This window comes from Protofrankia sp. CiT1, from assembly GCF_917627335.1.
In the GTDB taxonomy this organism is placed as follows: domain Bacteria; phylum Actinomycetota; class Actinomycetes; order Frankiales; family Frankiaceae; genus Protofrankia.
The window spans coordinates 4989-15645 of the sequence record NZ_CAKJTP010000027.1 but is presented as its reverse complement, the minus strand read 5'-3'; the positions used below and the strand labels follow the sequence as shown (position 1 = coordinate 15645).

General features: G+C 68.9%; 7 protein-coding genes and 2 pseudogenes. 3 read left to right on the top strand and 6 right to left on the bottom strand.

Annotation, left to right across the window (positions count from 1 at the left end):
* Positions 1–962 (bottom strand): polyprenol phosphomannose-dependent alpha 1,6 mannosyltransferase MptB (mptB, locus tag MJ785_RS07220; protein WP_239380232.1); only part of this gene is annotated, 962 nt, incomplete at its 3' end.
* Between the two features lie 299 nt (positions 963–1261).
* Here mptB (MJ785_RS07220) and MJ785_RS07215 point away from each other — a divergent pair.
* Positions 1262–2874 (top strand): annotated as a pseudogene (locus MJ785_RS07215) (trehalose-6-phosphate synthase).
* 28 nt (positions 2875–2902) lie between these two features.
* On the opposite strand, the gene otsB reads toward MJ785_RS07215, so the two are convergent.
* The 3 genes from otsB to MJ785_RS22175 form a co-directional block, all read right to left on the bottom strand.
* Positions 2903–3754, bottom strand: coding sequence for a trehalose-phosphatase (gene otsB / locus MJ785_RS07210; protein WP_239309785.1), 852 nt, complete (start codon positions 3752–3754; stop codon positions 2903–2905).
* 142 nt (positions 3755–3896) lie between these two features.
* A complete protein-coding gene (locus MJ785_RS07205) occupies positions 3897–4553 on the bottom strand; it encodes a LytR C-terminal domain-containing protein (RefSeq protein ID WP_239380231.1) in 657 nt (218 codons plus the stop codon).
* A 9-nt stretch (positions 4554–4562) separates the two neighbouring features.
* The gene (locus MJ785_RS22175) at positions 4563–4994 is read right to left on the bottom strand and encodes a DUF3263 domain-containing protein (RefSeq protein WP_370652889.1); all 432 of its coding nucleotides are present in this window, start codon (positions 4992–4994) and stop codon (positions 4563–4565) included.
* A 217-nt stretch (positions 4995–5211) separates the two neighbouring features.
* Between MJ785_RS22175 and MJ785_RS07195 the strand changes: the two genes are divergently transcribed.
* On the top strand, positions 5212–5637 hold the full coding sequence (locus tag MJ785_RS07195; RefSeq protein ID WP_239309781.1) for an RNHCP domain-containing protein: 426 nt from the start codon (positions 5212–5214) through the stop codon (positions 5635–5637).
* Here MJ785_RS07195 and MJ785_RS07190 read toward each other — a convergent pair.
* Positions 5582–6835 carry a Glu/Leu/Phe/Val dehydrogenase gene (locus tag MJ785_RS07190; protein WP_239309779.1) on the bottom strand — a complete coding sequence of 418 codons (1254 nt, stop codon included), beginning with the start codon at positions 6833–6835 and terminating at the stop codon, positions 5582–5584. The two genes, MJ785_RS07195 and MJ785_RS07190, sit on opposite strands and share 56 nt — an antisense overlap.
* A 436-nt stretch (positions 6836–7271) precedes the next feature.
* Between MJ785_RS07190 and MJ785_RS22170 the strand changes: the two are divergent.
* A pseudogene (locus MJ785_RS22170) lies at positions 7272–8525 on the top strand (glycosyltransferase 87 family protein); the annotation flags it as partial.
* Positions 8526–8877: 352 nt separating this feature from the next.
* Here MJ785_RS22170 and mptB (MJ785_RS07180) read toward each other — a convergent pair.
* On the bottom strand, positions 8878–10509 hold the full coding sequence (mptB, locus tag MJ785_RS07180; protein ID WP_370652887.1) for a polyprenol phosphomannose-dependent alpha 1,6 mannosyltransferase MptB: 1632 nt from the start codon (positions 10507–10509) through the stop codon (positions 8878–8880).
* Positions 10510–10657 lie beyond the last annotated feature (148 nt).

Here is a 10657-nt window from a genome sequence, read left to right as displayed (position 1 = left end):
ACGATCGCGAACACCGCCGGCCACTTCACCGCGGTGGCCGCGGTGAGCAGGACCATGGCCGGTATCGGGCGTCCCGCTCGGGCAGCCAGCAGGCCCGCCGCAAGCAGCGCCATCATGATTGCTTCAAGATGGATGGCGCCGAGGAGCTGCAGGATCACGACCGGGTTCCCGGCGGTCGCGAGGGCCAGCGGCCGCTGCCGCGGGTCGGCGGCCCAGGTTACGCATCCCACGATCACAATGGTGCCCGCGAGCGCGACGAGCCGCAGGATGAGGACCGTTCCCAGGACGCTTCCGCCGGACAGCGCATAGGCGGCCTTCAGCAGGGCGAGCGCCAGGGGGCCATAGGGAGCCCGGGACATCCGCCAGACCGGGTCGCTCGCAAGCAGGCTGGGCTGGTGGCCCAGGATGGCCGGGCCGTTCCGGTATGGGTTGAGATCGGCGGTGAGCATGGCTCCGTGCGCTACGTAGCTGTAGACGTCCAGGCTCAGGACTGGCGGGCCCACGGCGACGGGCAGACACCAGACGGCGATGATGATCCCGGCCTGGCTGAGCGAGACCGACCCCCTGCTGGCCAGCAGGCGCAGCTGCAGCCAGGCGACGACGACGAGCGTAACCCCAACGATCATAAAGGCGGGCAGCGCTGAGGCACGGTCAAGCCGTACCGGGACAAGTAGCCCGAACCATTCGGTGGGCAGTTCGACTCCAGCGCGCAGCGCGAGCCGCCCCGCCGTACCGACCACCAGGCATGTGCCGGCAAGCCCGAGCAGGCCGGGCAGGAAGAGGCTGGACAGGAGGAACTTGCTGAGGGCACTGGGAGCAGACCAGGTGGGCTCGGCCAGCTTCGGGTGGCTGGAGCCTTTGCCGGGGCAGGTGGTCGGGACGTCACCGCCCCGCGGCATGATGCCCGCGAGGGGAGCGCCGGGCCTCGCCGCTGTCATCCGTTCGAGTGCATGGCAGGGCATACGAGACAATCGTAGCTATTTGACATTTTTATATTAATTCCGTCAAAAGTAGGTCAACCCCGAGTTGCCGGCCGGCGATGCTGTCATGCGGTGCTGTTGTCATATGACGCTCTTGTCAACCGATGTTGACAGTGGGTCACATATCATATCATATGATGAACTATTACGTTATTCGCTGCGGCGTGATCGGGGCGGGCCGGGCTGCTGAAGATCTTCGAGGCATGCCCTAGTCTCCGTATGTGTGCCGTGCTACAGGGGTTGACGAACCGGCGTGTTCCGCGGCTGTCGGGACGGCCCGTGTGCTCGTCGCGTCCAACCGTGGGCCGGTGGCGTTCAGCGCGGACGATGACGGGTCCTTGATCGCGCGTCGTGGCGGTGGTGGGCTGGTCAGCGGTCTGCACGCGGTCGTGGGCGAGGATGCCGCGTCCGGCGGCGGGGATACCGCTGGGGATACCGCCGGTGGCAGCGGGCTGGTGTGGGTGTGCGCGGCGCTGAGCGAAGCCGACCGGCGGGCCACCCGGCTGGCCCCGGACGGCCGGCTCGATCTCGCTGGCCACGACACCGGCGGCACCGCGGTGTGCATGCTCGATGTGGACCGGGTCGTGTTCGAGCGGGCGTACAACGCGGTCGCCAACCGTACGCTCTGGTTCATCCTGCATCTTCTGTACGCCCCGGCCTCCCAGCCGTCCTTCGGGTCGGTGTTCCAGCAGGACTGGCTGGCGTACGAGAGCTACAACACGATGTTCGCCGAGGCGCTGGCGCGTGAGGCGGCGCCTGGCGCGGCCGTACTGATCCAGGACTACCATCTGACCCTCGCGCCCGCGCAGCTGCGTCGGCTGCGGCCGGATCTACGGATTGCCCATTTCAGCCACACCCCGTGGCCGCCACCCGAGTACTTCCGGATGTTGCCGGACAGGGTCGCCAGCGCGGTCATCGAAGGCCTGCTCGGCGCTGATCATCTTGGTTTTCTGACCGCCGCGTGGGCCGAGGCGTTCTGCCGCTGTGCCCAGGCAACGCTCGGCGTTGACATCGCCGTTGACCGGGCTGCCGAGATCGACCGTGGTGACAGCGCGGGCCGTGGTGACAGCGCGGGCCGTGGTGACAGCGCGGGCCGGGTGACAGCGCGGGCCAGGGCGACAGTGCGGGCCAGACCGGTGGAATGACCGATGGCACCGGCCAGCCGCGGCTGCGCTACCGCGGTCGGGCCGTCCGGATCGGTGTCCACCCGCTCGGAGTCGACAGCGCCGCTCTGGTACGGCGCGCCCGCGGGCATGATGTCGCGGCCCGCGCCGCCGAGATGCGGGAACTGACCGCGGGCCGTCGGGTGATCGTGCGGGTGGATCGGACCGAGCTGTCGAAGAACATCGTCCGCGGGCTGGAAGCGTACCGGGAACTGCTGCGTGAACATCCATGCTGGCATGGCCAGGTGACGCACATCGTCTGTGCCTACCCGTCACGTCACGATCTTCCTGAGTACCGCGAGTACACGGCTGCCGTACAGCGGATCGTGGAGGAGATCGAGGACGAGTTCGCGACCGCTTCGTGGTCGCCGGTCCGGCTCGAGGTCAACGACGACTACCCGCGGTCACTGGCTGCCTTGTCACTCGCTGATGTCCTGGTGGTGAATCCAATCCGGGATGGTATGAACCTGGTCGCGAAGGAAGGCGCGGTGCTGTCGAGGTCCGGAGCCGCGCTGGTTCTCTCCCGCGAGGCGGGAGCCTGCGCGGAGATGGCAGCCGACGCGCTGGTAGTGAATCCCTTCGACGTGGGTGAGACCGCCGCAGCCATCCACACCGCGCTGCTGATGACCGCTGACGAGCGCCGCCACCGATGCGAGCGGCTCGCCGCCGTCGCCGGCCGGCTTCCCCCGCGCAGGTGGTTTCGCGACCAGCTCGACGCCCTACTCGCCTGACAGGCGGGAAAGCTCCGCGAACAGGCTCTCAGGAGAGGCGGTCGGCAAGGAGGCGCAGCAGCGCGACCACTCCCTCCGGGCCCGGAACGACGAGATCTGCCTGTTCCCGCAACCGGGCTGGCACCTCCGGGCCGTCGCTGCACACGGTCAGCCCCGGAATACCGGTGGCCCGCAGCTCGTCGACCACGTCGAAGGCTGGCAGATCGCCGAGGTCGTCACCGGCGAACAACACCGAGCGGGCACCCAGCTCCGTCACCCGGTCGCGTAGCGTGCGGCCTTTGTCGTGGCCGGGCGGACGCAGCTCCAGAACCCGTTTGCCGGGCGCAGCCTCCAGCCCGTGGTCTTTGGCAAGGCTGGTCAGCGCGGGTGTGAGAGCCGCCAGCGAGGCGTCCGGGTCAGAGGTGCGGCGTACGTGCACGACGAGCGCGTGCCCCTTGTCCTCTACGACAGTGCCGGCCGGGGCGTCCTCAAGCAGCCGCGGCAGGGCGGCCCTGACGGCCGTGACCCCGGGTAGTGGGTCGGGGCTTGTGATCTGATTGGTAGCGGCGTCCCAGCGTTCCAGCCCGTACTGGCCGAGGATGACCATCGAGTCGAGCCCCGGTTCTTCGCTGAACCGGGCGAGTTCGAGCAGCGCGCTGACCGGCCGTCCGGTGATGATGGCGACCGATCCGACCTGCTGGGCTATCCGTGCCAGCGCGGCCAGAGCACCCGGTGCCGGAACAGCGTCCGACGGGCGGGCGACGATCGGCGCGAGAGTGCCGTCGTAGTCCAGCGAGATCAGCGCGTGGCGTGGGTCGGTGAGGAGGGCCGCGAGCCCCGCGCCGCCGGCCAGCGTCCGCGGCGCTGTGGCGATCGGGCCGGAACCGGATGTGGAAGTCATGAGGTCAGGTCCGTCACTTGTTCTCTCAGGGCCTCCGGTCGCGCGTGAAAACCCATGGTCGCGCGGCCTTCAGCCAGCTTGTTCGCGCAGGGCCGCCGACGTCGCGTACAGCAGGGTGATGATCACGCGACCGTTGGCGGGTCTAGGGTGCGGTTGGCGAAAAATCCTTGGTTATGACAAGGATGAGTGGATCATCCGCGATGAAGTTCTTGTTCTTCGGTTTCGCCTGCTTCACGTCCGGGATGAGGTCCAGCACGGTCTGGGCCGCGTCCAGCTGCCCTTCGTCGTAGAACACGGTCGGGATCTCGACGTTGTATGTCGACTGGTAGTTGCCGGTCCGCGTCACTGTGAAGCCGGCGGCCTCCAGCCGTGCTCGGGCGGCCTCCGCCAGCCCCTTCTCCCTGGAGTTGTTCAGAATCACGATCGGGGCGAAAACGTGTTGCGGCGTGCTGGCCGGGGCGGTCGCGGCAGCGGGTGGCTGGGATATGACTTTTGGCGATGGTTGGGTGCCCGCCGCGGCTGGCGGCGAGGCTACCGCCCTGGTCATCGCGGTCCCGGCGGCAGCGGTGGCAGCGGTGGCAGACGGCCCGCTCATCACCGGCGGATGTGTGGAGGTGGCCGCTGCCGCCGCCACGCGAGATTTCTCCGCGGTCGGGTCATTCACCAAGTTGACGACGAGAATGCAGCCGAGTACGGCCAGCACGGCGATGCTGCCGGCCGCGATGGTGTGCAGCCGATCACCGCGACGCAGTCGGGGCGGCCGTGGCGGGCTGGGCGACGCGACAGTGGTATCGGTCATGACGAATGCTCACATCTCAGCGGGGTCGAGGCGGGCGGTACCGCCGGCGCGCGCCCGTCGGCGTGTCGCTCGCAACCTGCGTAGCCGCTTGACCAACATGGGGTCGGTGACGAGGGCGGCGGGGGAGTCGATCAGAGCGTTCAGTATCTGGTAGTAGCGGGTTGCCGAGATTGCGAACTCGGCGCGGATCGCGGTCTCCTTGGCGCCCGCGTAGCGCCACCAGTGCCGCTCGAATTCCAGGACCCGCCGCTGTCGATCGCTCAAAGCGGATACCGCATCGCGTTCAGTGTTCGACTGTGCGGTGCGACTGAACGCCGGTGAGTCGCCGCAACCCCCGGCCTCGGTGGCTCGCGGGCCGCTGGCCTGCGGCTCAGCGCCCTGCGGCTCGCTGGTCCGCAGTTCGACGGGATGCGGCGGCGGGCCGAAGGTTCCGGCCTCCATTGCCAGGACGTGGGCGGCTTCCACGGCGATGGCCTCCTCCAGACGGGACGGGATCCGCGAATCACAGGGTTGTGGTTCGCCGCCCACTATTTCAGAGGATGGGTCCGACAACTTCGGCCGAGCCGGCCGACACGCGGGATCAACCGGCCGACACGCGGGATCAGATCACTGATGGCTCGCTGTTGAGCATGCCGGCGACGCTTCCTACTCTCGGGGAGTGCCCCGTCGCTTCGTCCGTACCACCGAGGACTTCGAGTGCCTCGTCTGCGGGACACCGGTCCGCGGGAACGGTTACACCAACCACTGCCCGTGCTGCCTGTGGTCTCGGCATGTGGATGTCAACCCCGGTGACCGGGCGGCGGAGTGCCGCGGCGCGATGCGCCCGGTCGCGGTGGAGACCGGTCCGCATGACATCGTCCTGACTCACCGCTGTGAGACGTGCGGTCACCAACGACGGAACAGGACATCCCCGGCGGACGACATCGATATGATCATCGAAGTATCAGCGGCGGGCTGGGACGGGGCTGGCATCCCCATCCCGCCCGGTGCCCGTGAGGAGGTTGACGGAGGTGTGCGGGGCAGCGCTGTCAGGGGTAGAGACCGCGGGTCCGGTGCGCGTCGGCGACCCGGGCGACCCCGATGATGTGCGCGGCGGTGCGCAGACTCACGTCACGTTCCGTCGCTAGCCGCGAAACCTCCCCATACGCGCGGTTCATGATGTCGCGCAGCCGGTCGCTGACCTCGTCCTCGGTCCAGAAGTAGGCCTGAATGTCCTGAACCCACTCGAAGTAGGAGACGGCGACGCCACCGCCGTTGGCGAGGATGTCCGGGACGACCACGACCGCGTTGCCGTCGAGGATCGGATCAGCGTTCGCGGATATCGGGCCGTTCGCGCCTTCTACGATTATCCGTGCCTTGACCCGGTCGGCGTTCGCGGCGGTGATGACTCCTTCCAGCGCCGCGGGCACTAACAGATCGACGTCCAGCTCGAGCAGCTCGGCATTGGTGATCGTGTCGGTTCCGGGGTATCCCACGACCGTGTCCGCGCCGCGCTGGACGCGGCGGACGAGCGCGGCCGGATTGAGCCCCTGCGGATTGTACACGCCCCCCTTGACATCGGACACCGCGACGACCCGGCAGCCGGCGTCGTGGAGGTACTGCGCCGCAAGCGCGCCGACCTTACCGAACCCCTGGACCGCGACAGTAACGTCGTACGGGTCGAGGCCGTGTTCGGCCAGCGCGGCGAAAGCCGCCAGCTGGACGCCACGGCTCGTCGCGCCGGCCCGCCCGGCTGATCCGCCGATCGACAACGGCTTACCAGTGACGACTCCGGGCGCGGTGTAGCCGGTGTGCGTCGAGTAGGTATCCATGATCCATGCCATGGTCTGCTCGTCGGTGCCCACGTCCGGCGCGGGGATGTCCTTCTCCGGCCCGATGAGCGGGACGAGCTCGGCCGCGTAGCGGCGGGTCATGCGCTCCCGCTCGGCCAGGGACAGCAGTTTCGGGTCGACGGCGATGCCGCCTTTGGCACCGCCGTAGGGGATGCCCATCAACGCGCATTTCCACGTCATCCACATGGCCAGGGCCTTGACCTCGTCAAGGTCGGTGGACGGATGGAAGCGGATCCCCCCCTTGGCCGGTCCGCGGGCCAGGTTGTGCTGGACCCGGTAGCCGGTAAGGACAAGCAACTGGCCATCGTCGCGCATCAGGGGGACGCTGACTGTGATCGAGCGACGCGGAGTCCGGAGCAGATCGTGCAGGCCGTCATCGAGGCCGAGGTGGCGGGCGGCGTTCTCCAACTGGATCTGTGCCGTGTCCCATGCAGACGGAGACCCGAGCATTCAGACACCTCCTTGTGTCGTGCGCGGTCCCCGCTGACCGCGCCGAGCGCCGGACCGGCAAGCCTCCCGGGCCGCGAGGCCACCGTTGCGCGTTCACCGGTGGCCAGGCGTCAGGCCCTGGATTGTAGATCCCGGCCTTCGTGACCTGTGGCGGTTGTCAGTCTGATCGCCAGGGCGATCCGTGCGGCGGTCGTGGGCCGCGGTCCCTCCGGGTGTACATCGCGTTAGGTTACGCAGAGTACTCGGCTGCTGGACGATGTGTCGCAGCAAGGTTGACCAAGGCCCCTCCGATGTACGACGGAAATCCTACCGGTGCCGATAAAGTGGCTGGAAAGTGGTCGGTTATACCAACATGGTTGCAATGTGTTGCTGATCGAAAGCTCTCGGGTGGTGTTGGGGTTCGAGCCAGGGGTCCCCGTGCGACGCCGGAGGTGTTGTGGGTGGGGTTTTTCCTGGTGATGCGCGGAGCGGATCGACAGGTCCCGGGTGGTGCTGGGGCTCGAGCCAGGGGTCCCCGTGCGACGCCGGAGGTGTTGTGGGTGGGGTTTTTCCTGGTGATGCGCGGAGCGGATCGACAGGTCCCGGGTGGTGCTGGGGCTCGAGCCAGGGGTCCCCGTGCGACGCCGGAGGCGTTGCACGGGGGAGGCGGTCTACCGTCCTGATCGTGCGGACGGTAGATATCCGCCCCGCAAGGGCGACACCGCGATGGTCTGGTCGGCGGCCGGGGAACGGGTCTACGGACCATCCTCCAGGCTGCGTGGACCGCGCCCGCGGGCGGCTGGAATCGGCGCTGCGACTGTGTCGGGCCGCGTGGCTCGAGCCGTGGACGGCCCGGCAGATCTGGCTGTTCTGGCTGGTCAGCCGGCTACTTCTGATTACCTTGGCCATCGCGGTGAAGGTGCTGGGTGCCCAGCATGGCGTGCTTGGCGATGTTCGGCTCTATGACCGGTGGGGCGGTGATCTGGTCCATGGCTGGGGTCTGCCGGTCACCGACGAACGTTGGCAGTACCCTCCCGCCGCGGCCGTCGTGCTGGCCATCCCGTCCGCGCTGGAGGCGGTGACCAGGCTCCCGTACGGCGTCGGTTTCTTTTTGATGATTCTCGCGTCGGACGCGGCAATCACCGCCATCGTCGCTCGCCGTTCGGTGTCGGCGGCCCGGTTCTGGCTGATCGGGATCTGCGGGCTCGGCCCGGTCACGATGGCGCGCTTCGACATGGTGCCGGCACTACTGACCGTGGCGGCTGTTGCGGCACTGAGTGGGCCGAGCGGAGGTGGCCGGGGAAACTGGGGCAGGGCCGGCCTGGCGGTGGGTCTCGGCACCGCGGTCAAGGTGTGGCCGGTGCTGCTGTTGCTCGCGCTGGGCGCGCCGGGTTCGGGCAGACGCCTGGCCCGGTTGTCGCCCCATCCTGCCCTGTTGCGTTTGGTGGCTGGGATGGCGGGAGCGGCTGCGCTGGTCACGGGGGTACTGTTCGCCGCCGGCTGGTGGCGGGACGCCTTCGGTTTCCTGGACGCGCAGAAGGCCCGCGGCTTGCAGGTCGAGGCTGTCGCCGCGACTCCGTTCGTCCTCGCGCACATGGTCGGGTTGCATGCCGGGCCGGTGTATGCCTGGGGGGCATTGCAGTTCGGATCCGACGCGGCGCAACTGGTGGCAACGGCCTGTTCGTTTGTGGAGGTTGTGGTCGTGCTGGCCGCGGTCGCGCGGTGGTGGCTGCCTCGGCCGTCCCGTGGCCGCGAAGAAGCTCGGATGGCGAGCGACCCTGCGGATCGCATGCTGGCGCTTTTGCTGGTCGTGCTCGTGACAAGCCGGGTGCTCAGCCCGCAGTATCTGGTGTGGGTACTGGCCGTCGCCGCCTGCCGCCCGCTGTTGTCCGGCCAGGCCGTATCAGCGGGGCACCATGTGGGTGACCCGCGTCGCCGGGTCACCGCCGGTCTGCTGGCCACGTGCCTGCTCTCGTTCGTGGTCTACCCGGTCCGCTATGAGGACGTCATCCAGGGCAGGGTTGTCGCGAGCCTGCTGCTGGTCGCTCGCAACGGTCTGCTTCTCATCGTCTGCTGGTACGCCGTCCGCGCCGCTTGGCCGCTGCCCTGGCGAGAGGTACGACGATCATGGTGGTGGACGCGGCCAGCGCCGCGGCGGCCAGCACCGTGTGTCCGGGCGGACGTGCCCGGTCCAGCAGGGCCCAGGTCGGAGCCAGCGAGGCGAGCGATGTCAGACAGAGGGTCACCGATATGAAGATCATAATTCGGCGCGGTGTGTGTGCGCCGGTTATGGCGATCATGATTGCCAGGGCTGGGATGGCCAGCGCCAGATACCAGGGATAGAGAACCGGGCTGCCCAGGGCCACGGCGATGCCGCCGACGCCGACGATGGCGATATCGTCCGGGGCTCGTCCGGCAGGCCCGTCCGTCGACGGGCTGAGCCAGGCCCGCCCCAACAGCCATGCGACGACAGCGGCGGCCACGAGCAACGACAGCATTCGGCAGCCGGCGAGGGCCGCGTCGGCATGGCCGCCGAGACCCAGCAGTCGCAGCGGTGGGGAGATCAGGTGGGCGAGCAGCGTGGCCGGGGCGATGCCGGTCCGCAGTGTGCCAGAGGTGGCCAGCGCCGCGATCCAGGTCGGGCCGAAGCCGGCCATGACCATGCTGGCCGCGGCCGTGGCCGTGGCCACCGCGAGGTCAAGGAGCGCGCCCGCCGCCGCGGCGGCGCTGCCCGTGGCGCGCCGGGGCGCATCGGTCCTGGCGGCTGCGTCGGAGCCAGTCATGATCTGTTCGCGAAGGTGGAGGAGGAGCAGCACGACGAGACCGAGGAAGGCGGTCGCCTTGACCGTACCGGCCAGGCAGGCAAGGGCGACAGCACCGGCCCGGCTCACGGTCGGACCGATCGCGAATCCAGCTGCCCGGTCCCGTTGCCGTTGGATTTCCCAGCGGCGCCGGTGGCGGTCGAGCACGAGCGCCGTGACTGTCAGCGCGCCGGCCAACGCGTCCAGGTGCGCTCCGCCGATCAGATGGATGACGGTGACCGGGTTGCAGGCGAGCAGGGCGAGTACCAGCCCGGTCCGCTGGTTGCGGGTCCGCCGGGGCAGCAGGCGGGGTGTCAGCGTCACCAGCGCCACCACCGAGATCACGGCGACGAGGCGCAGCAGGAGCACGGCGCCGATCGGACCAGTGCCGAACAGCGCCGCACCGAGCGCCGCGGCCGTCTTCTCGACGAACACGGCTGTCCCCCCGTAGGGGGCATGGGTTTCGCGCCAGCGTGGATCCACGGCGGCCACGAAGGCGTCCAGGTGGGGGCCGAACGCGCGCAGCGCCGAGATGCCGTGTGTCGCCGGGTCCAGCCCGTGGCGGGCAAGCTCGCCCTGACCGGCATAGGCGTAGACGTCCCGGCTGAACAGCGGCGGGCCGAGAGCGAACGGCAGGCTCCAGGCGAACGAGGCGACAGCCAGGCGGGATGGCGCGAGGACCGCGCGGGTGGTCGCACGGATCAGGATGCACCAGGACAAACACAGCATGATTACACCGAGGGCCGCGATCGGGGCCAGCCAGCCCCGGGTAACGTCAGGCGGCGCGCTGGATGGGAGGATCCCCCACCAGGACGAGGGATTGAACGTGTCCGGGTTACGCGGACCGAGCCGGGCTTCGGCGAGGACGGTGGTAACCGCCGCGACAGTGCCCATCAGCGTCGGGCATACGGTGGGTGCATGAAACGGGCCGATACGCGGACGAAACCGCCGATTGGGTCTTCGTTGCCCCCGGCCGATGGCGCCGCCGGGGGTCCGGACCGGCGCTGACCGGGTAGTTCCGGTCAGCGGGTTCCCAGACGTT

What these genes read in the sequence shown, in the direction of transcription:
- mptB (WP_370652887.1), bottom strand. Translation starts at nt 10,509, where the DNA reads ATGGGCACTGTCGCGGCGGTTACCACCGTCCTCGCCGAAGCCCGGCTC.
- MJ785_RS07190 (WP_239309779.1), bottom strand. Translation starts at nt 6,835, where the DNA reads ATGCTCGGGTCTCCGTCTGCATGGGACACGGCACAGATCCAGTTGGAG.
- MJ785_RS22175 (WP_370652889.1), bottom strand. Translation starts at nt 4,994, where the DNA reads ATGGAGGCCGGAACCTTCGGCCCGCCGCCGCATCCCGTCGAACTGCGG.
- MJ785_RS07205 (WP_239380231.1), bottom strand. Translation starts at nt 4,553, where the DNA reads ATGACCGATACCACTGTCGCGTCGCCCAGCCCGCCACGGCCGCCCCGA.
- otsB (WP_239309785.1), bottom strand. Translation starts at nt 3,754, where the DNA reads ATGACTTCCACATCCGGTTCCGGCCCGATCGCCACAGCGCCGCGGACG.